This is a genomic window from Cerasicoccus sp. TK19100 (assembly GCF_027257155.1).
Lineage (GTDB): Bacteria > Verrucomicrobiota > Verrucomicrobiia > Opitutales > Cerasicoccaceae > Cerasicoccus > Cerasicoccus fimbriatus.
In genome coordinates, this window is record NZ_JAPWDU010000010.1 from 120,025 (window position 1) to 142,830 (window position 22,806).

The 22,806-nt window shown below is 58.1% G+C and carries 6 protein-coding genes; 1 reads left to right on the forward strand and 5 read right to left on the reverse strand.

The genetic code is table 11. From position 1 onward, the window contains the following. Position 1 precedes the first annotated feature (1 nt). The 4 genes from O3S85_RS20585 to O3S85_RS20600 all read right to left on the reverse strand — a co-directional run bounded on the left by O3S85_RS20585 (position 2) and on the right by O3S85_RS20600 (position 14,661). Positions 2 to 889 (reverse strand): DMT family transporter, encoded by an 888-nt coding sequence (locus tag O3S85_RS20585; protein ID WP_269543075.1) that lies wholly within the window; start codon positions 887 to 889, stop codon positions 2 to 4. A 404-nt stretch (positions 890 to 1,293) separates the two neighbouring features. Further along, the gene (locus O3S85_RS20590) at positions 1,294 to 2,448 is read right to left on the reverse strand and encodes a MalY/PatB family protein (protein ID WP_269543076.1); all 1,155 of its coding nucleotides are present in this window, start codon (positions 2,446 to 2,448) and stop codon (positions 1,294 to 1,296) included. 81 nt (positions 2,449 to 2,529) lie between these two features. Then, positions 2,530 to 9,924, reverse strand: a complete 7,395-nt coding sequence (locus O3S85_RS20595) for an autotransporter-associated beta strand repeat-containing protein (RefSeq protein ID WP_269543077.1) — start codon at positions 9,922 to 9,924, stop codon at positions 2,530 to 2,532. 1,038 nt (positions 9,925 to 10,962) lie between these two features. After that, the gene (locus O3S85_RS20600) at positions 10,963 to 14,661 is read right to left on the reverse strand and encodes a beta strand repeat-containing protein (protein WP_269543078.1); all 3,699 of its coding nucleotides are present in this window, start codon (positions 14,659 to 14,661) and stop codon (positions 10,963 to 10,965) included. A 309-nt stretch (positions 14,662 to 14,970) separates the two neighbouring features. On the opposite strand from O3S85_RS20600, the gene O3S85_RS20605 reads away from it, so the two are divergent. Then, positions 14,971 to 16,266 (forward strand): hypothetical protein, encoded by a 1,296-nt coding sequence (locus tag O3S85_RS20605; protein WP_269543080.1) that lies wholly within the window; start codon positions 14,971 to 14,973, stop codon positions 16,264 to 16,266. A 69-nt stretch (positions 16,267 to 16,335) separates the two neighbouring features. On the opposite strand, the gene O3S85_RS20610 is transcribed toward O3S85_RS20605, so the two are convergent. Continuing rightward, positions 16,336 to 22,680 carry a hypothetical protein gene (locus O3S85_RS20610; RefSeq protein WP_269543082.1) on the reverse strand — a complete coding sequence of 2,115 codons (6,345 nt, stop codon included), beginning with the start codon at positions 22,678 to 22,680 and terminating at the stop codon, positions 16,336 to 16,338. Positions 22,681 to 22,806 lie beyond the last annotated feature (126 nt).

Sequence of the window (22,806 nt, forward strand, 5' to 3'; positions counted from 1 at the left end):
ATTACTTTCCCTTTTGACGGACAACCACGCCACTGCCGAGCAGGATCAGCGCGCTGCCCAGGATGATCGGCAGTCCATAGGTTTCGTGAAAGAAAACCATGCCGCCAACGGCGTTAAGAATGGGCAGGATGAGCTGAACCGACGCGCCCTTGGCCACTGACAAGCGCGAGTAGCCGAGCGTCATGATCATCTGACCGCCCGCCACCAGCACCCCGCCACCGAGCATGAGTGCGACGTTCCCCCACCCCGCTGCATAATCGGCAAAGCCCAGAAACGGCACGGCGACCAGCATGCCGTAAATCGCCTGCGCGGCGTAGATCGTGGTGCTGTTTTCGGTGCGCACCAAAAAGCGAATCAGCATCACGATACCACCCGCGGCGATGGCTCCGCCGATTGCGATCAGGTGATAAACGCCGATGCCCGCCAACGAAAATCCACAAAGAATCGGGATGCCGCTAAAGGCCAGCACGAGGCCGAGCATTTGCTTGCGGTTCAGGTGTTCGCCCAAAAACAGCGCTGCAAACAGTGTGCCCCACAAGACGTAGGTCAAATTGAGCACACTCGCGGTCCCGAGGTCCATATGGAACACAGTCACGTAAAACATGGCCAAGGCCACGCCACCAAGGATGCCACGCAGGATCAATAGCGGCTTGTAGAAAACCCGCAGCACCTGCCGCGCACCCGCGCCGGCGAGGAAGACTGCAAACGCCGTCCCGGCCACCCCACGGTAAAAGTTAACCGCCCAGAACGAGACCTCCCCGCGCTGCCCCAGGTATTTCACAATGAGGCAGTTCAGGCTGAAGAGCACGACCGAAGCGAGCATCATCAAGACACCCTGCGCGGTTGCGCTGAGATTCACTGCGGGTAAACGGATTATTCTGGCGATCATGGGTCGACGGTGGAGCGCCTGACCAAATGGTTACCCTGAGAAACGAAGTTTGCAAAAATCCAGGGGCCATCCGGTTAAGGCCCCTGCTGGTGTTAACTACACACGCACCACAGAAGCCTCCGCGTTCCAAATACGAACGGCGACGGTCCAAAGGTTGACGTGTTTCGGTGCAAACATTGCGCAGCGGAGCATGCCCCGCGACAACTGTATGTCAATGCGTAATAATTTAGCCGCGGATAGACGCGGATTGAACACGGACTCCTGCGAAACAATTTATCCTAAAAGTGCATGCATTCTCATATTGCTAAAGAAGTCCAGCTCTAAGTCTCCGTGGTTCTGTGAGAAATTCACACTGCCTCAATGCATCCGCGTTCAATCTGCGTCTATCCGCGGCTAAAAATAACTTACAGCTTTGCCACGGCCTTGGCCATGCGTTCGAGCGCTTGCTCGAGGATTGAGCGTGGGCAGCCGAAGTTCAGGCGCAGATAATTGCCGTCAGCGAAGTCCGAGCCCGGCGAGAGGCCCACGCCGTTTTCCACGAAGAACGCATGCGGGTTTTCCACGCCTTTGGCCTTGAGGCCTTCCACGTTCATCCATGCGAGATAGGTGGCCTCCATTTTTTGCTGGAACTCAATGCCCGGCAAACTTTGCGATACAAAGTTATAGAGGTAATCGCGGTTGGCGGTCAGGTGTTCAATGAGCGCCTGGCGCCAAGGCTCGCCATGATTGTAGGCAGCGGCGCAACCGACGTAGCCGAACGGATTCACCTCGGTGATGAACCCACGTGCGGCGAGCTGGAACCTTGCCCGCAGCTGCGGATTCTTAATCACCGCAAACGAACAGGCGAGTCCGGGAATGTTATACGTCTTGCTCGGCGCGTTGAGGGTGACGGTCATATCGTCGATCTCATCGCTGAGTGTGGCCGTCATGCGGTGCTTGTGGCCGGCGAAAATCAGGTCGCAGTGAATCTCGTCGGAGATCAGGACGAGGTCGTGCTTCTTACAGAACTCAACCAATGCCAGCAGCTCTTCGTCGCGGTAAACGCGGCCGACCGGGTTGTGCGGATTGCACAAGATGAAGGTGCGCGTTTTTGGGGTCACCTTCGCTTCGAGGTCGTCGAAGTCAAACGTCCACTCGCCGTCGGCCAGCTTCAGGTGGCTGGTGATGCATTCCTTGCCCTGCCAGGGGCCGCACGAGAGAAACGGCGGGTAAACCGGCGTGCAGGTGATGATTGCGTCGCCGGGTTCGCCAAAGGCGCGGGCCGCCACGTTGAGCGCAGGCACCACGCCGGGCAGCCAATGCAGCCACTCGGCTTTGGTCTCGTAGCCATGCACGCGGTACAGGTAGGCCAGCACGGCGTCGACGACTTCGGCGTTTGGCTTGGTGTAGCCCATCACGCCGTGGTTCACGCGCTCGGTCAGCGCACTGAGGACCTCGGGCGCGGAAACGAAATCCATGTCGGCCACCCACAGGGGCAGCACATCGCTGCCGGCGTATTTGTCCCATTTGAGGGAGCCGGTGTTGGAGCGGTCGAGGATGCGGGTGAAGTCGTAAGCCATGACGAAAAGGCAGACAGCACACGCGAGAAGTCAACCGCGGGCAAGCGTTTTCAGCATCGAGCCCAGAGCGGGCCGGTCGCGTTATTTCGCCAAACCGGAACGGCGACGGCGCTTGACGAAGACTGCCAGCAAAGCGCCCGCGCCGATGAGCATCGCATACGTTTGTGGCTCGGGCACGACGATGGATAGGTCGCCTGTCGTGTAAAGATCGTCGACGCTCCAATAGTAGCCAGTCGGCAGGTCGGGCAAGGCGATGCTCGCGAAGGTTCCGCTGATCGTGCCCCAATCGAGGATGTTAAACGTGCCGGTCTCCTCGGGCGTGAAGCCGCCATAGAGCGTAACGACCAAGTCGCCGTCAAGCGTCAGGGCGTTCGTTACGTCGATAAAGTCGTATTCCGTGCCGCGCGTCCAGCCGCCGAGCTCCATCGCCAGCGTGGAAGTATTGGTCAAGGTCAGGTTGTCGAAATACATGCCGCCGGGGCTGAGGCCCGGGGCCAGCGTGCCGGAGAAACCGACCGTGCCCGCGAAGGTTCCCACGCCCTTCACGTAGCCATCGAAGAACAGGCCATCGCCCGTGCCTTCGACGTAGCCGTTGTTAATGAACGACGTCGCCGAGGTGTCGCCGACCACGATATCGCCGGAGCCAATCACGCTGTCTTCGAAGTCCACCACGAGGCCGTTGACCGCGGTAAAAATGCCGCCGCCCATCTCGGTATAGGTGCCGAGGCCGGCCTGGTTGGCATCGTTGATGGTCACTGCATTCGAGCCAACATACAGCTCGCCGCTGCTGGAGAAGCCGGAAGTCGAGCTGGCGTCGCCCAAGGTTAAATCGCCCGTGGCGTAAATCGTCGAACCACTGGCGGCGGCCACTTTGGCGTTGACCGAGCCGCTGCCTTCGAGGTTGTCTCCTACCCCCAGCGCAACGCCGTTAGCCGCATTGATTGAGCCGCCGGAAACCGAAGTGTAAACGCCGAGGTTGGCAAAGCCACGTGAGTTGAGGGTCACGCTGTTGGCCCCGGCATCGAGCGTTCCCGCGTGATTGAAACCGGTGAAGCTGCTGCTGTCGCCCAAGGTCAAATCGCCGCCTGAGGCTGCGATCGCACTTTCCGCTGAGCCGCTGATGCGCCCGGCAATCGTGCCGTAAGTTTCAAGCGAAGACTCCGTGCCGAGGTAAAGTCCGTTCGCCATCGTCACCGTATTTCCATTGAGCGCCAAGTCGCCGTTGAGCGTGACCAAACCGCTCGCGTGGATCGTCCCACCGCTGGCGCCGATGGTCACATCGCGCGCAATGGAGCGATCCGACCCCGTGATATTCAGTGAGCCGCCATCGAGCAGCAAGCCACTGGATGCATCACCAAGATCGGCAACCGAGTCGACCGAGATGGCGCCCGCGTAGATATTTGTGCCGCCGGTGTAGTCGCTGGCTCCGCTCATCGTGAGCGTGCCCGCGCCATATTTATTAAAGCTGCCCGAGCCGGACAATACGCCCGAGTAGGCAGTCGACTCACCATTGCTGCCGACCGACAAAGCGTTCGCGCCGAAGTCGAGAGCGCCGCTGCCCACCAAGCTGCCGAGCGATGCGTTGTAGCCATTTACGTCGAGCCCGTTATCGACATTGATCGACACCGTGCTGTTTTGTAAAGCCAGCGCATTGCCGAGGATGATGGATCCGGCATTGATGTTCGTCTCACCGGAGAACGTGTTGGCGGCGGTGAGCGTGAGGCTGCTGGCGCCGTTTTGCGTCAACCCGCCCGAGCCGCTGGCGAGACCGGCAAACGTGATTGCGTCTGCGCGGTCGAAGATGAGCGTGCCGTTATTCAAGACGTCCCCCGCAATGGAGCCCGTTGTGCCGCCATTGCCGATTTGCAGCGAACCGCCGCTGATGGTCGTGCCGCCCGTGTAGGTATTGGCTCCGCTCAGGGTCAGCGTGCCCGCGCCAACTTTGGTCAAGCTGCCGCCGGCGTCAGAATCTTGAATCGAGCCCGCGTAAGACGAACTTTCGTCGTTGGCGCCCACGGTCAAAGCCGAGCCGCCGCTGGTGGGATCGGAGATAAGAATGCTGCTGGTGGAATCGCCGTCCAACCGGTTGGTTGCAAGCGAGGACGACATCAGCGTAAGATTTTGCTCCGTGTCGACGTAGGTATAACCCGTTGAAACAGACGAACCATTCAGGAGCGAAGTGACATCGCCGAGCGCAATAAATTCACCACTGTCGCCCATGGTCACCTGCGTGTTATCGAGCGTTAATGTGCCCGAGTTGATGATGCCCGTGGCGGTGATATCGGCGCCATTAATCGCGGAGAAGCCGGCATTCGCATTATCCACGACAATCTCATTGAAGTCGCCCGTCACGCCATCGAACACAATAACGCCATCGTCTTCAATGACTACATCATGGGCGTCATAGTCTTGTCCCGTGAGGTACAACACGCCCGAACCGTATTTATAAAGACCAATTCCGCCAGTGATCGCGCCCGTGTATGTGGAGTTCGTATCGTTGTAGCCGACGAGGATATCTACATTGCTGAAGGTGATGTCGCCACTGCCCGAGAGAGCGCCCAGACTCATGACGCTTCCCACGCCATCCACGTTTAGGCCGCTATCGACGTTGACCGCGACCGTCGCGTAAGTAAGCGCATTCGCGGTTCCCGCAATGACTTCGCCTTCATCGATATTCAGCGTGCCGGAGAAGGTATTATCGCCGGTCAACGCAGTCGAACCTTCGCCATATTTCGTCAACGTTCCCGTGCCGGAAAGGATGCCGCTATAGGTCGTTGAGTCGTCGTTGGAACCAAAGGTTAGCGAAGTCGTATCGACATCCAAATTACCCGAGCCGCCCAAGCCGCCGAGTGTGGCGTCGTGGCTGTTGAGGTTGAGGCCGTTATCGACGTTGATGTAGACCGTGCTGTTTTGCAAAGCCAGCGCATTGCCGAGGATAATAGAGCCGGCGTTGATAGCGGTATCGCCGCTAAAAGTGTTGACCTCGGTCAGCGTCAGGCTGCCCGTGCCGTCCTGCGTGACCCCGCCTGAGCCGCTGATCAGGTTGCTGAAGGTCACGTCGTCCGAGCGCTTAAAGATCAGCGTGCCATCGTTCACGACATCGTTGCTCATCCAACCTTTCGTCCCGCCTTCGCCGAGCTGAATCGCGCCGCTATTGATGGTTAAGCCGCCGGTGAAGTCGTTGTCATTATTAAAGATGATCGTGCCGTCGCCCTCCTTGGTCAGGCCGCCGCTGCCGGACAAGACGCCGCCGTAGGTTGTCGAGTCGCCATTGCCGCCAACGGTCAGCGAGGTCGCGCCAAAGTCGAGACTGCCCGAGGCTTTGATGCCACCCAGAGTCGCGTTGTAGCCGTTCACATTGAGCAGATCGTCCTGCCAGATATCGACCGTGCTGTTTTGCAAGGCCAGGGCATTGCCCAGGGTCAGCGGGCTGTTCACATACGTCACGCCGGAGTAGGTATTGGCCGCCGTCAGCGTGAGCCCGGAACCGCCAATCGACACGGCGCCCGTGCCGCTGATAAGCCCGTCAAAGGTAAGCGCCTGGTCCGTCGTGAAATCGAGCTCGCCATTGTTTAACACATCGCCGGAAATCGACAGGCTCGACCCGACATTGGCCACGGCGAGCGTGCCATCGGAGATCGTGACGCCGCCGGTAAAGGTGTTAGCCCCAATCAGGATAAACACGTTGCTGCCAGTTTTGGTCAGGCTACCGGTTCCCGACAACGCGCCAGTATACATGGCGTCTTCGCTGTCGTTTCCGCCGACCGTGAGCGCGGCCGCCCCCATATCGATGTCGCCACTGCCATTCAAACGACCGAGGGTCACCGCAGAAAGTCCGTTGAAGTCGAGGCTGTCATCCGTGTCGACGGTGACGTTGCTATTCTGCAGGGCCAGGCCATCGCCCAGGATGATCTTGCCGCTGCCGATGGTGGTGTCGCCGCTGAAGGTGTTGGCGCCGTTCAGCGTAAGGTCGCCTGCGCCGTTTTTGGTCAAATCACCGGCGCCACTGATCACGCCGCCGTAGCTGATGTCGTCCGACCGGTTGAAGATCAATTCGCCGTCGTTGACTACATCCCCGCCAATCCAGCCAGAGGTTCCGCCGTCGCCCACCTGAATGACGCCGCCGGAGTAAATGGTCGTCCCGCCGGTAAAGGTATTGGCGCCCGTTAAGGTGAGCGTGCTGCTGCTCGCTTGGGTAATGCCGCCCGAGCCGGAAATCACATTACTGAAGGTGACATCGTCACTGCGGGCGAAGGCCAGAACGCCGTTGCTGTCGGCGTCGCCCGTGTAGACATCGCCCACCAGCCAGCCAGCCGTCGAATCATTGCCGAGTTGCAGCGTGCCGCCGTAGATGGAAGTGCCGCCCGTATAGGTCTGGTTCGAGGAGAAGACTTGCACATTGCTGCCAACCTTCGTGACTGAGCCAGCGCCACCAGCGCCATCGGAAATGACGGTCGGCGAGATGCCATCGTAGGTGTCATTGCCCAGCGTCAGGGCCGACGCGCCCAGCGGGTCCGTGATCCGGATACTGGAATTATTGAAACCAGTGAGAAAGCCCGCCGACAGCTGCGCATCGTCCACGATTAATTCGTTACCAGAATTGACAATTAAATCCGCCGCAGAAACGTTCGCCCCGTCTTCGATGTTCAGCTCACCGAAAGAAGTTAAAGTAGTCGCGATGTCGACCGATGTTCCCGCACCGGTAATATACAGCGTATTACTACTAGTCATGTAATTCGTGAGTGTGAGGTCAGCTCCGTTTTGAACAATGAGTGAACCCGTGGCATAGCTTGAGAGCGACCTGAATTCACCCGAGGCGCCATCAAGGATCACCGAACCATCGTAGGCCTCTAGATCGCCGCCATCGTGACCAGCCGCAGTCAGCGTCCAGTCCCCCGAACCATATTTATAAACCCCGCTGCTGGAACTCGCATTCGTCAGCGCACCCGAAAAGGTGACCGTATCGTCGTTACTCAGCGTGTAGGTTATTTGATCGATATTGACATTGCCGCTACCGGCCAGGCTGCCCACAAAGACATCATCCACGGCTGACACATCCAGCCCGTAATCCACATTCAGATACACCGTGCTGTTCTGCAAATTGTAGGAGCCAAGGGAGTCATTACCAATCAGCTTGATGGCGCCTTCATTAATAATGGTATCGCCGGTAAAGGTGCTCTCGCCGGAAAGCGACAACGTGCCAGCGCCCGTCTTCACCAAGTTGCCCGTGCCGGACAAAATGCCGGCATAGGTGGTGTCCGTATCGTTGTTGCCCACGCTGGTCGTAACGCCATCGGGCAGCGCCCAATTACCGCTGCCGGACAGGCCGCCCAATGTGGCGTCCAGGCCATTCACGTCCAGGCCGTTATCGATGTTAAAATTGACCGTGCTGTTTTGCAGGGCGAGCGCATTGCCCAAAACAATTTTCCCGGCATTGAGGTCGGTGTCGCCGGTAAAGGTATTGGCCGCGGTGAGCGTCAGGTTCCCGCTGCCATTTTGAGCCAGGCCGCCGGAACCGCTGATTAAGCCGCCGTAGGTGATGTCGTCTGAGCGATTGAAGGCGAGCGTGCCGTTGCTGTCCGCATCGCCCGTGTAGACATCACTGGTGATGGAGCCCGTGGTTCCGCCAGCGCCAATCTGCAGCGTGCCGCCATAGATGTTAACCCCGCCGCTGAAGTCATTGGCCCCGGAGAGGATTTGCGTATTCGATTCCACCTTGGTCAATGAACCGAGGCCGTTGACGAGATCAGCGCTGTCCACATCACTGATCACGCCCTTATAGTCGTGACTGGAGTCATCGGCTTGGCCAACGGTCAATGCTGACCCACTGGAGGGATCTGCCAGATAAATCTGATTCCCATTGAATCCAGTCAGATAGCCAAGCGTCAGGGTCGCATCGTCCACTTTCATGGACCCCCCGCTCGACATAGCCATGCTAGCGCCATTGAGCTCTGCGCTGTCTTCAACGGTGAGCGCGCCGCCATAATTGGTCATCTCCCCAGACTGCAACTCGACTCCCGAGCCAGTCAGTAGCACCGTTCCATTTTCGATAGTAAGTCCTGCTGATATCGAAGCTCCATTCTTGAGTTCCAGTGTGGACTGGTCGGTAACCGTGATGGTCCTGAATGAACCAGAGGCGCCGTCAAAAATAATAGAGCCATCATCATCGATTTCGAGATCGCCGGTATCGTGCCCGGCGCCGGTGAGCGTCCAATCCCCTGAGCCCTTTTTATAGATGTATCCAGATTTATCACCAGTGAGCGCGCCAGAATAAGTGGTGCTGGCGTCATTGCCCCCGATATCCAATTCTTCAAAAGACGCAGGGAAGTAAAGATCGCCACTCCCAGCCAGCGTCCCCAACACCAGGTAAGGGCTAGCCCCACTGTAGGTTAACCCATCATCCACATCGAGATAAACGGTGCTATTCTGCAAAGAGAAATTAGCGGCGCCGGACAAGTTGATACTGCCCTCGGTGATGTGTGTATCGCCCGTGAAGGTATTGACGCCGCTCAGGCTTAGCTGCCCGGAACCCGTCTTGGTCAGCCCGCCTGCGCCCGACAAGACGCCGGAGTAGGCGGTGTCGTCGTCGTTGCCGCCCACGGTGAGCGTGGCGCCATCGGCGATTGACAGATCGCCACTGCCCGCCAGGGCGCCCAGCGTCGCACTGGCGTTGTTTAAATCGAGGCCATTGGCGACATTGATGTTTACCGTGGAATTCTGCAGCGCCAGCGAGTTGCCCAGTATGATCGAGCCGGCGTTGATAGCCGTATCTCCGCTAAAAGTATTTGCGGCGTTGAGCGTTAAGCTGCCGCTGCCAGCTTGCGTCAGATTACCACTGCCGCTGATTAACCCATCGAATGAAATGTCGTCCGAGCGATTGAACACCAGGGTGGCGTTACTCGCCGTGCTGACATCCCCCAGGATGGAGCCGCTTGTGCCGCCCGCGCCGACTTGCAATGTGCCGCCTTGGATGCTGGTCCCGCCAGAGTAGGTATTGTTTCCAGTCAGGAACAGCGTGCCCGAGCTGATCTTCTCCAGGGAAAAGCCGCCGCTGATCACGCCGCTCACCGTCAAATCCGTGCGGATGAGAACGGTCGCATCGGCGTCCAAAATAATCGGCACATTGAAGCTGTGCCCCGACCCGCTCTCGACATCGATGTAGGAGGTGATCAACGACTGACCGGGATTCTGATCCTCAAAACTGTAGGCCGTCGCGGAGTCGATCGTGATGCTGGCCGCCGTGCGGTCGGTGTTGCCCAAGTCGACCGTGAAGAGCGATGCGGTGCCATCGAAGTAGACGTCATCCGTATCCGCCGGCACTCCGCTGGGACTCCAGTTCGTTGCATTGCCACCCCAAAATTTGTTGTGGTCGCCGGTCCAATAGACCGTCGCCGCTTGCGCAGAATATTCACCAGCGATTACGCACAAACTGGGCAGCAATACGCTGCGACACCTGGAAGTCAGGTAGATCTTCATAGGAAAATGCAGTTAGGATTCATGTCCGAAAAATCCCTCAAAACATTCGGATATGTTGCCAATACGCGGCCAACTTCGACCCGCGCCGCCATGCCATTAACTTAGCCCGATGGTAATCATCAGGCGCCTGGCCACGCGCGCGATTCTACGGATGGTTCGTTTTGAGGTGAGCCAAAGATACCAAAAGAAAACTTAACGAACCATTAATGGAATCTTAGTGTATATAAAATTTACTAATTGCCCTCAATGGCCCTAAACCGCCCCTCTCCAACGATTCCAGTGCGGCCGCATAGGTGTGACAAAAAGGCATTAGGATCGTTTTTCCAAAAGCATTACCATCGTTTTCCGAAAACGATTATGATGTGTTTCGAAAAAGCATTATGATGTGTTGGGCCAACACATGGTAATGTGTTGCTCCAACCGATCCTGATGTGTTGCTCCAACACATCGTGCTATGATGCTCCAACACATCCCCATGTGTTTTTAAAAACGATGGTGATGCGTTTGCCAACGAAACGGGCTGAATCTGAACCTGCTGATTTCCATGCATCCAGGCTGAGCGGGGAATGCTCCACCTTTTCGAACAGCCCCCAGGGTGTGTTCGAAAAGGCCAATCTGATTTAACAATCAGGATTATTATCGGGGCGTAAAGCCCCTCCCACAGCTAACCGTAGGAGCGGCTTTATGCCGCGATACTCAGCGCCAAGAGAGGTTTGCAAACACTCCCCTAGGGCGAACGGACATTCAACTTTCAGTAATTTTGCCCCAACGGGGCTACGCAACTATAGCCCAGGGTTGGCTTGAGGCCGCAGAGCGGCCGAACGCCTACCCTGGGAATACGAATACGTAAATTGCCTATCCCAACGGGATTGCGCAAAACGACATCTTGCGCAGCCCCGTTGGGGCAGGGAGATAACCGAATCCGATTTCCCAGGGTAGCGCTTCCCGCAAGCGGTTCGCTTGAACCCTGGGCTATGGTTGCGTAGCCCCGTTGGGGCAGTGTTTGCAGCAATCAAGATACAAAATGAATGTCCGCCGCTAGGCGCGACGGCGGCGGCGCACGCAGATGAACAGACAGATCAAGCCAGCCAAGGCAGCGTAGTGTCCAGGCTCGGGCACGGGCACAAAGTTGATGTAAAGATTTCCGCCAATTCCCAGGAGGTCAAAGCCGCCGATGCTCGAATCAAAGGTCATGCCATTGGAGTCATCGCTGACCGCGAAGATCACGCCGCTGCCAATCGTGAGCTCACCGGCGTTCTCGACGAAGAGCCAGTTCTGCGAGGTCGTCCAAAACGCATCGGTATAGTCCACCGTGGAGCCGGCGCCATCGAAGATCAGCGAAATAAACGCAGTCTCGCCCAAAGTGAACGCGCCGCCATCCATATTGATGCCGTCGAAGTTGACCCCGCGGTTGGCCGTGCTGTTGGCAATGGCTTCGAAATCGACCTGACCGTTGATGGTCAAATCGTTCGTGAAGGAAATGATGCCAGGCGAGTTGCCGGGGCGCAGCGTGCCGTTGATCAAGGTCGGCGCATTGATCGTCCCCGTGCCGCTCAGGCTCGCGCCCGAAGCAACCGACAGCTGCGAGCCGCCAACGGAACCACTCACCACGAGCGAACCTTCGTTCACCGCGATGAAGCCGGTGTTGGTGCTCGCGCCCGAAAGGGTCAGCTTGCCCGCGCCGGACTTGTTCAAGTTACCGCTGCCGCTGAAGGCGCCGGCGAAAAGCGCGTCGAAGGAATTGGTGTTGATCGTGGACGTCGTGCCGGTTTCAAGATTCGGATTGATGTCGCTGCCCACGGTGAGGCCGCTGATCACGTTGATGATGCCGCCGCCAAGGTTGAAGGTCGCCGCGCCGCCGTTGCCGGACTTGATGCGGTTCGCGCCGCCCACTTCCAGCGAGCCGCCGCGCAAGTTATACGTGCCGGAGCCGCGCTGACCGAGGACGAGGTTGCCGCCGTCGCGCAGCGAAACCGTGCCGCCGGTTTGGTTGACCACGCCCGAACCCGTGAGGGGCTCGCTGTCCTGCGCGCCGCCCAAGACCAGGTCCGTGCCTTCGGTGAAAATGATTTCGCCGCCGCTGATGTTCAGCGTGCCATCGCCATCGCCAAACGAACCCGAGCGACCGAGCACCATGCCGTTGTCGCCCATGATGTTAATCGCGCCAGCGCTGATGTTATAAGTGCCCTTGGCCTGATTGCCGATGTGGAACACGCCGTCGTCGGAAAGCTTATTGACCGTGCCGCCAGTCTGGTTCACCACGCCTTCGCCGGTTGTGCCAAAGGCGCCGATGTAGGCATCCACGCGCGTCGCGCCATCGCCGGCAACGCCGAGGTTGAGCGTGCCGCCGTCGATGTTGAGCGTGCCGTTGTTTTCGCCGGAATCGCCGGAGCCAATGTGCAGCGCGCCACCGTTCGCCGTGATGTCCACCGTGCCGTTGGTGAGCGTAAAGACGCCATCTGAGTCGGGCGATGTCGCCGGCGATCTGCCCGCGAGCAAGCCGCTCATTTCAGTCGTGCCGTTGACGTGTTCCACCTCGCCCTGCTCGATATTCAGGAACGCCATGGAGCGATCCTGCGAGCCCGAGAGCGCCGCCTTGCCAGCGCCAATTTTCACAAGGCCGCCATCACCCGACAAGCCGCCGGAGAACGTTGCGTTGAAGCCGTTGGTGTCGATGGTGGAGGCCGTTACGTTGGCGGAGGGATCAAGGTCTACCACGTTGATGTCGACACTGGTCGTGAGGTCGGAATCGATCACGCGGATTGTGCCACCGCCGAGGTTAAAGTCGTAGTCCGTCGTCGCGCTGCCGTAGTTACCCTTGAGGCTGGAGCCGCCGATTTCCAGGGCACCGCCTTCGAGGTTATAAGTGCTCGCGCCGTAGCCGCCGAGGTAGAGATTGGAGCTGCCGGAAATGCGGAACACGCCGCCAGTCTGGTTGACTATGCCCGTGCCGTCGTTGTCGCTGGCTTCGCGGTCGCCAATGATGAAGCTGCCGTTGCCATTGTTCGGGCTGGCTTGGAGAGTGAACTCGCCGCCGGAAATATTGAGCGTGCCGATGCCCGCTGCGCGCGAACCGGTGTTGCGGCCCAGGCTGTGCAAACCGCCGGACAAGGTCGCCGTGCCGCCGGAGAGGTTATACGTGCCGTCACCCGCCTGATTGCCCAGATTGAAGGAGCCGTCCTTCAGCTCGAAGGAGCCGCCGGTCTGGTTGACAATGCCCGTCGAACCCCAGTCACCAGCGTGAAAGAAACCATTGCTGGTCAGCCCGGACGTGCCGAAATCTGTATCATTGCCGACCACGAGGCTGGCGCCGCTTTCGATGTTGAGGACCCCGGCATCACCCGCGCCTTCGCCCACGCGGACGCCGACGTTGAGGTTGTCCTGGCTGACGGTGATGTCTGCGCCGTCCTGCAAAGTGATTTCGCCGCCTTCAAGCACGACCATGCCATAGCGGCTGGTCGAGCCGTCGCGCACGGGATGCGGGTCCGCGCCGCCGTCAAGCGTGCCCGTCACCGCGATGTTCGCCACGCCGCCGGATTCGAGCACCGAGGCATTCAGCTCGCCATCGCCGGTCAGGTTGAGCGTGGCGTCGGGTGCGATGTATAGTGTGCCGTTGGTCGCCGTGGGCAGGATCAACGCCTGACCGCTGGCAAGGGTCAGGTTCGTCGTGCCAGCCAGGATGCCCAGGCTGCGGGAAGTGGAAGAAGCGCCGGTGACGTTCAGGTTAGTCGTCCCATCCAGATCGACCACGAAATTATCGGCTGCGCTCGGGGCCACGCCGCCCCAGTTGTCGGCGTCGCTGTAGAGCGTCGGGTCACTGCCGCCTCCGGTGTAAGCCACACCTTCGACAAAGTCATAGCGCTCACCACCGTTGAGGAAACTCACCTCCACGTAGTCGACGGTGGTCAGGGCGCCGGCGTTGCCCGAGCCCATGCCCAGTTGCACGTCGGAGATCACGGCGCCGGTGTCAAAGAGGACGTCGCCCCAAGTCAAACCGCCGGGCGCGCCATCAATGTCGAGCGCGGCCCACTCGTCCATCGTCCGGCTGCCGGCATTGATGCCGATCGTGTCACTCGTGGCGCCGTAGGTTGATGCCCAGTAGGCATTGCTGGCCTGTGGAAAGAGGAAGAACTGGCTGTTTTCAGTGACGGTGGTGCTGTAAAAGCGGCCATTCACATCCGAGTTCTGCCCGTTGTTCGTGGGATCAAACACGAGGATCAAATCCCAGGTAGCTTCGCCCGAACGCGTCGCTGCAAAGCCTTCCTGCGACTGGCCGGAGCCGCTTCCGTATTCCGTCGACTGGACGCCGAACTTAAGCGCCGGTCCAGGAACAACGGTGTCGTTGTTTTGCCAGACGTAGTTGGCGCTGAATGAAGGGTCCGTCAAAACTGATGCGGCGCTGAAGCCGGTCGACGTATCGATAACGCTGATCGTGCTCTTCTGGCTGGCGGAGCTGGAAGTATCGATCTGCAGGCCGCCCAGATTACCCGTCGAGCCGAGATAGTTGATCCAATTCAGCTGATTGGAAACCTGCGTCGGGTCCGAGGTCGCGCCGCTGGCGGGAGCGTTCGTGGTGCCATTGATGATGTTTGTGCCGGAGCTGTTGCGCGTGTCATCGCTGTTCCAGCCATTGACGTCAAAACCGGTCACGGCGTCCGTCGCATAGAGGTTACCCAACAGGAATAGCGAAGGGAGTACTTTAAGAGATTTAGTAACGTAGTTTCTGGAATTCTTCATGAGTAGTAGGGTTCGCAGGTTGAGGAAAAAGGATACCTACATGTCAAAAACTTGTCACCAAATCCAGCAAAACCCTAAATATAGCGTACTAAGTCCAGATTACAAAAAGCACATACCACCAGCTTAATCCTATGAGGACTGTATTAGGCGCTAGCAATACAGCCCATTTACAGACTGAGCAATACAACTCAGATAACGATCTTGCCGACCGCCACCAAGCAGCATCACCAATAGTCCTGAGGTTAAAACCTGCTTTAAAGAAATCATGTCCGCTTGATCCTTCCTGATCTTGAGATTACTGTTTTAATTGTGATACGCATTTCCCCGCTTTTCTCCCTCCTTGCCCTTCCACTTTGCGCGCTGGCCGACAAGCCCGTGTTCAACGATTTCATGGGGCTGTGCGTACACACCGTCAAATTCAAGCCCGAGCTGTATGAACCCGTTACGCGTATGGTGCGCGACTATCACAATATACATTGGGATCTCGGAGACGACACTCAGGCCAGCATCGATTTCCCCTTCGCCAAAAACAAAGTAAACTGGGAAAAGATGTATGGCGAGTGGGTCGAGGACGGTTACGAAATCGACGCCGCGCTCATGTTTAGCAATCTGCCCGCAGACAAGTGGAAAGATATGGACGCCGACGCCGAACGCTACGCCCAGGCCTTCGCCGCATTCTTTGGACCATCGAGTCGCAACCTCGTGACCTCGGCTGAGATCGGCAATGAGCCCGGCCACTACTCTGACGAAGATTACCCGCGACTGTTCAAGGCCTTCGCCACCGGACTGCGCAATGGCGACCCGAAATTGAAAATCCTGACGGGCAACATCCACGTCGGCGAGAGCGACAAGTATGCGAAGAACATCGATCTGCTCAAGGGCATAGAGCATCTTTATGACGTGCTTAAAACGCATACTTACGCGCAGGTCGAAGGCTGGCCCACCTGGCGGCGCAGCTACCCCGAAGACCCGGACATCGACTTCCTCACCAAGGTGCAAGACGTCATCGACTGGCGCAACGAGAATGCACCGGACAAGGAAGTCTGGGTGACGGAGTTTGGCTGGGACGCCACCACCCAACCACAAAAGAAGGAGGGCACATTCAAAGACTGGGTCGGCGTGACCGATACCCAGCAAGCCCGCTACCTGGTACGCGCATTCCTCTGCTTTTCCGAAATGGATATCGACCGCGCCTACATCTACTTCTTCAACGACAGTGATGAGGCCAGCGTTCACGCCGCCGCGGGCCTGACCCGCAATTTCCAGCCCAAACCGTCTTACTACGCAGTGGCCCACCTCCACAAGACGCTGGGCGATTACCGCTTTACCCGGATCGTCGAGGAGCAGCCCGGCAAGTGTCTTGTTTATGAATATCAGTCGGGCACAGTTCCTAAAGATTTCATTTGGGTCGCCTGGTCGCCCACGGGCTCAGAGCAAACCGCCGAAGTAACAATGAACCCCGGTGCTCTCAAACCATCGAAAGCCGAGCGTATGCCGCTCGACGATCAGCCCGTGCCCCCCATGCCGATTCCCATGACGAAAGACGGAAACATCATTCTACGTGTTTCAGAATCGCCCACATACATCTTTTTGCAGAAGTCTTAACTGCGACAACGAGCATCAAAAAAGGCCGACTCATCCGAGCCGGCCTTGGGTTAAAATGCTCCCTTTTGATTAGTTGACCGGGAAGGTCATGGTGACCATTTCCATCTTCTTGGGCTCAACGGTCATGACGCCGGAGACGTTCGCATTGGCGACGGAGCCATCACCGCCGAGGCGGTCAAAGGCACAGTAGCGTGTTTCCCAACCGGGGTTGAACGCGACGAAGGTGGTCTCCACCGAAGTGCCATCCTCCGAGAGCTTGGAGAAGGCCGCCATCATCATGATCGAGTCATCGCTGCTATTGCCCGAGGCATCGGTGGCGCGGCTCCAGTAAGTCCAGTCCGGCGAGCCATAGGCGTCGAAGGTGTGCAGGAAGTGGAGCACCGAGGTGGAACTGAACGCCGGCTGAAGCTGAGCCTCGGAACCGGCGCGGCCATCAATGGATGCCCAGCTCGCCCACAGTCGATCGACGTAGGGCTTGAAGCCCGGCTTGAGCGCAGTGCCACTGGCGTCGACCGGCTCATCACCGGGGTTGTAAGGCACACCGGAGAGCGCAGCAGTCAGCGCCATGCCCAGCCAGTTGCCCCCTTGGAATAGCGAGGAGTCGCGCGCCTCGCGCCAGTCTTCCTGCATCATGGCACCCGCCCAGGCGCGCATGTAATCGCTGTTGCGGGATATGCCCATGGTCCACGCCGTCGGTGGGTAGGCGGTGATGAACTTCGTGCCGGTTGGGAAGGCGTAGAAGAAGTTGTTGAGCGTCGGGCCGTATTTGCGAATCAGCGAGATGCCCGTAGAGGCCTCACCGCCGAAGTAATCCGGTGCATCGTAGTATTGCGGATTCACCGCCGTGACGAAGCTGGAGTTTCTCTTGAAGCCGATGTTGCCACCATTTTCCGGGATCTTGTCGGAGTCGATCGTGGTGACGGGCACCCAAGAGAACTGGTTCTTGCTGGACTCGGTGAGGTTGTAATTCTTGTCGGCGAAGTAGATGTCATTGGCCGCCATGCCGGTAGCCAGCATGTAGAGGCCAACGTCCACCAGCGGTTTGCGGTCGGTGCCGGCACCGTAGAGAATCGCCGCGCTGAAGGCCTGCAAGCCTTCCCAGACGGAGTTCTCATTTTCGTCGCCATACTTGAAGTTGGAGGTGCCAGAGGCCTGGGCAATGCTCCAGGGCGTGGTTGCATCCAGCACGGCACCAGCCGGGCCAGGCTGCACGCCGGTGGCCCAACCATGGCCCGTGAACTGATCGAAGAACGGGAGCTTCTGGTAAGTGAACTCCGGTACGTTGTAGATAACAGACTGTAGCTCGGCGTTGTCCGGATCGTTGGCCACGGAGAGATACCATTGGTCGAGCGCCGTGCCCATTTGGCTGGAGCTGATCCACAGGTCGTCGGGCTTGCCGTCGATGGAGGTCTCCCACGCACGGTCGAAGATGGCCGCCCAACCGGCGACTCCCAAATAGTAACCGAAGAAGTAATGCTGGTCGTTCCATTGGTCGGAGACGCCGAAGCCGCTCCAGAGCTTACCCGGCTCCCAACGGAGCAGACCAGTCTTGTTGGCGTTTTCCTCCGCGCTGACCGCAGGCGGATGCGGCACCGAGCTCACCACGCCATCGACGGGGATCGTAGAGGACGGATTGATGAGGATACGGCCGGCATTGAAGTCGTAAGACGAGAAGTAACTCATCTTCCAAACCGGGTCTGTCGCGGCGGGGTTGTTGGAATACGGCACACCGTTTTCATCGCTCACGTGCAGCAGAGACAAAGTGCGCTGCAGCATCTGCACCGAGAGCTTGAAGCCATTGCGCAACGAGTAGAACGGATTGTTATCCGCCAGCACGGGTAGGCCGACCTCATAGCTCGGTGCCTTCACGCCCTCCTGATAAGGCGGCGGAACGTAGGGTGTGCGGCCGACCGCGAAAGCCCATGGGCTCGCGTAAACATTGGGCCGGTCACCAAACTGAGCCTGCAATTGGTAAAGCACGTTCAGCGACTTGGTGGTGCGCGAAAGCTGGTTACCCAAGCCATAACCATCGGGTGCCGTCTTGCCACCAAAAGCGCCGCCGAAGGGCTTAACACCGTCGGACATATCGATCTGGTAATCAGCAATAACGTTGTCGTAAAGGATCTGCTCAACGTGTGCAAAGAGCGGCACCGATTGTGTCAGGTAGCCCTTGGCCTGCGGATTGGCGGTCAACATCTGCATGTTGGCGTTGATCGATTGTGACTCGTAGCTGACGTAAAGGCTGCCCGACTCGGCGCTGGTCTCGCCATCAAAGCCCGGCAAATAACCCTTCTGCAATTCGTCGTTGACGATCACAGGAGAAGTCAGACCGCCACTGCCGTTTGGTTGGCAAGTAACGATCGCAAAGGGTCCGCGCGGCGGCGAATCGGTTGGATTTGCTGAGGTATCCTGCACGAAGAACAGCGTGGGGCTGGTGTAACCGGCACCGCCGTTGAGCACATCGATCGACTCGATCTGCCCCATGCGGTCGCCGCTTTGCACCACGTTGACCTGGAGCTGGACGCCTGAGCCAGTGGAGTCACTGAGGACCGCCTTCACTGAGCCATCCGTCGGGTAATTGGAACCCGGACGCAAGACGTCAACCGAAGTCACCTCGCCGTTGGAAATATTGGGCAATACACCGGCTTCGTGGCCACGGCCGCCGAGCACGATAAAGGTCGCCTCACGGTCCCAGCCGCTGCCTGCCTTACCCGCGACGATTCCGTTGATAACCAGCTTACCGGAGGAATCGACCTCCCAGTCAAACTCCGGCAACTTAAATGTGCCGGCTTCCGTGCCATTGCCAACATAACCACCTCGGAAATAAATCTGCACCGGCTCCGCGTAGGCGATATCGTCCGCCGTTCCGGCCTTGAGGATAATGTCCTGAATGTAAGCGCCGGGGTATGCGTAAATCTTGGCTTCGGTGCCGACGCCCCCTTCGAGGACCACCGTCTTGCGGGAAGTAATCGTGCCGCCGCCTTCGACGGGGAAACGAATCTGAATCACTTTGCCGTCTTCGACGCGCAACCCCGTGAGGTTTTGCTTCACGTTGTTGTCGTCCAGGTAGTAGGCACCGGTGGGCGGCGTGGAGTAGTCACCCGGTTCGGCAATCAACAGACCAAAGAGTTTCTTGGTCGATTCCACAACTAGATCAAACTCCGGCTTGCTGTCGCCAATAGTGGGCGCAGAAATCTCAACCGTAATATTGTCAGCCGTGTCATCGACGCTGCCATTAATGAGCGGGTACTGGCCGTTACTGACGAAGCCGCCAATCCCAGCAGAAGCCACACCGTAAATTTCACCCGGGTTGGCAATGCTCACGATCGCATCGGGCGTATTGGGTAATTGCGGTGCCAGCACCTTGATATCGAAGGCCTGCCCAAAGTCATAGCCCGAGCCACCGGAAATCACGCGGGCGCGGCCCGGCTGCATGAAGCCGTTGGAGTCGAAGTTGGGCACGATGATGGCCGGCTCGTAATTGGGGTTGGATGGCTGGTCAATCTTGATGGTCGGCGAGTAGCCCTCACCCTTATTATCCATGAAGGTGGCCAAAACCTTACCCTCGCCGTTGATCTGCAAGCGGGCCTTGGCCTGAACGCCGCCCTGCGATTCCGGAACGCCGGGTGGGTCGATGATCAGCTCGACTTCGCTGATGGAGGGCGGATTGCCCTCGGGATAGCCCTGACCGCCATTGACCACATCCACCTGCAACACCCGACCGGTAAACGGCTCAAGGATCACTTGAAACTCAGCGCCCGAGCCTTGCTTGTCGGTGCGCTTGTCTTCGATCCGTGCATTCACCGTAGCGGTAATGTTCTGGTAGCCAAGCGTATCCGTAAGCGTGACGTATTGGATGCCCGTCTGATCGTATTTGGTGTCCCACTTGGGCTCGGGCATGGAAGGCAGGAAGTTCTGGAAGGGATATTCCACCGTCCAGTCATCGGTGACGACCGATTTTAAATTACCGCGCGGGTGCCAGTAATCCCAGCGTGAGGGGGTGCTGGGCGTGCTCTTGTTGGCATTGGACGGAGCGGTGACTGAGGGGAAATCAATGCCGGTCGTCTTGAGCGGCTCCCAGACCACCTGTGGACGCGAAGCCTGGGTCAAGTCCGGCCCCAAAGTGAGCGGCTGATAGTGGTGCGGGAAGAGCGCCCAAACCGAGCCGTTGCCCGCGGTCATGGCACTGGCACCGGCGGCACCGGCCTCGGCATACGGGTTGGTGTAGGTGGCATCGAACTCCGTGATGACACGGTTCATGTTGGCCACGTCGTAATGGATCTTCGTGTCGGTCAGGAAGTTGAAGGCGTGCTTGCCCATCTCATCGGCCCAAGCCTTGGCGGCAGCATCGAGCTCCGCGCGGTCGTCGCGTGTGACATCCGTATGATAGTAACGCATGACCGGTGCCTGGCCGACGACGAACCATGCCTTTTTGGTCTGCTGGTAAGTCGGGTCGTCGTTCTTAACTTTGAGGAAGAAATACGGGTTGCCCTGCTCGTCAGTGCCATTGTTTTCCGTGGTGCCCTGCCCGCCCGAACCGAGCTCCACCGGCTCCATGGAATCAGTGCGATAGAAGACGGCAAAGTAGGTGTGGTTGTCCTGGTCGCCCGGCTGGTTGTAACCGCCGGGAATCATGTTGGTGACGTCGTCCGTCGCGAGGTTGTTAAACTCCGGGAGAACTTCCATGAACCACTGATTCGGGTTCGACTGATTGCCGTAAAGAAGCACATAGCTGACGCCATCGACGCCGGGCACTTCCCAGGGACCGCCAGCAACCGTTTCCGAATTGGTGCCCTCAATCATTTCCCCCGGACGTGCGCTACCAGGGGGGAAAGTAAAGCCGCCGTTGTTGTCAATCGAGCCTTTCAGGTTGAGGCGAATCAGGTTGTAGAAAATCATATACAGGTCGTCATCACCTGCGGCAGCATGGGAGGCTGCGAGCTCGCACCAGACAAACGGGGAGCCCTGAGCCACAGTCATCTTCAGGTAGTTGCCGTCTGCCATTTCATCGTAATCCGTGCGGAAGTAGCGAACGGTGTCATAATTAGACAGCGCGGAATGGCCGCCCTCGTACACGATATCCGCATGCCAGTCGCCCATCTTGTCGGTGAGGATGCCCCACGGCGTCTGGTCCTTGGCGGGCGCGTCCGTTTGGAATAACGGAAAGGGAAAGGGCTGATATTCATCTGCGCTGACCTTGTTCCAAACGTCTTTTTTCAGCAGGTATTCACCATCGCCATTCACATCGGCTGGCGGCAGCACCGAGGGGACCATCACCAGCGTCTCCAGGGGGCGCACATACATGCGCAACCACGCCTCACGCCAGGCGTCGGGATAGTTGTCATTGTCCCCTTGATCGATACGGTTGCCGTATTGCACGAAGAACGGGTAATTCGGGGAAAGGTTCACACCACGAACGATCTTTTTCTCCGCCCAGTATTTGGCGTCTCCCGGGTAGTGCTGCATGGGCTGGGTTTCAAAACCAAAGCGTCCCGGTGCCCAGTTGTAGTTCAGGCGCAGCGGCTGCATGTAGAGCGGCTGCTGGTCCACGCGCACCTGCGTCCACGCACCGTCACGGACATGGTTGGGGTCCTTAAATTGCCACGCATAGTAGTCCCAGTCTTCCGAGAGCGGACCATCCCAATTGAAGGGGTAGCCGGCTGTGCGCTCGGGCGGCGGCTCACCATTGCCCCAGAGGAACCAGCCCATCCAGCTACGCTTGGAGGGGCGGAAGTTTTTTGCCTGAAAATCTTCGATCAGATTCGGGGTAAAGGCCACCTGCTCAGCGCCAATAACGCGCGGGTATTTGCTGGTGTCTTCAAAAGTGCCCTGATCATTGGTTACCTCCGGCATCTGCTGGTAAATGTAGGCAATGTCGATGTAGGGAATCTGGTCCCAGGTGTCTTTACCCACGTCCAGACCGACTTGCACCTTCGCGGCAAATTCCGGCGTGAAATCAATGAGGAATTCCAAACGGTAAAAACGCAGCGTCTCACTGAGGCTAATGGTTTGGTTGTAGCGAAGTGAGTTCGGATAATTCACATCTGGCGTTCCGCTGCCCTGCCGGGTCACTTCAAACCAGTTATTGGAATCCATCGTCTGCGAACGCTGCAGCGTAATCTGAGTACTCGCATCGAGCTCGCTGTTGATCAGGTATGAAAAGGTGCGCGAGTTTTCCGTTTCGATCAAATTCGGCCCGACCAGTTCGACTGAGTCGGAGGCCAGCGGGTCCGTGCCAAAGACGTACTCTAACGCATTGGGATAAGTGTCATTGTCGGGATTGCTGCTAGGCGAATCTTCACCCGTTGGTAGATTGTTGGCGATCGCCCATTCACTATAGGTGATCGCATTGAGGATCGGCGCAGCAGCGAAAGCAACGCCCATTAGCCCGAGGGCCAGCGGTGTTTTATTCATGACAAGAGAGTAGTAAGATCTGACCTGGATGGCGGATTAACGGTTTTGCAGGAACCGGATGGTAGAGCATATTGCAACGAATGTATTCCCTACAGGCAACGGATTTACACAATATAGCCTGTTTAT

Excerpts from the sequence above, each read along its gene's own strand:
- O3S85_RS20585 (WP_269543075.1), bottom strand. The coding sequence starts at position 889 with ATGATCGCCAGAATAATCCGTTTACCCGCAGTGAATCTCAGCGCAACC.
- O3S85_RS20590 (WP_269543076.1), bottom strand. The coding sequence starts at position 2,448 with ATGGCTTACGACTTCACCCGCATCCTCGACCGCTCCAACACCGGCTCC.
- O3S85_RS20595 (WP_269543077.1), bottom strand. The coding sequence starts at position 9,924 with ATGAAGATCTACCTGACTTCCAGGTGTCGCAGCGTATTGCTGCCCAGT.
- O3S85_RS20600 (WP_269543078.1), bottom strand. The coding sequence starts at position 14,661 with ATGAAGAATTCCAGAAACTACGTTACTAAATCTCTTAAAGTACTCCCT.
- O3S85_RS20610 (WP_269543082.1), bottom strand. The coding sequence starts at position 22,680 with ATGAATAAAACACCGCTGGCCCTCGGGCTAATGGGCGTTGCTTTCGCT.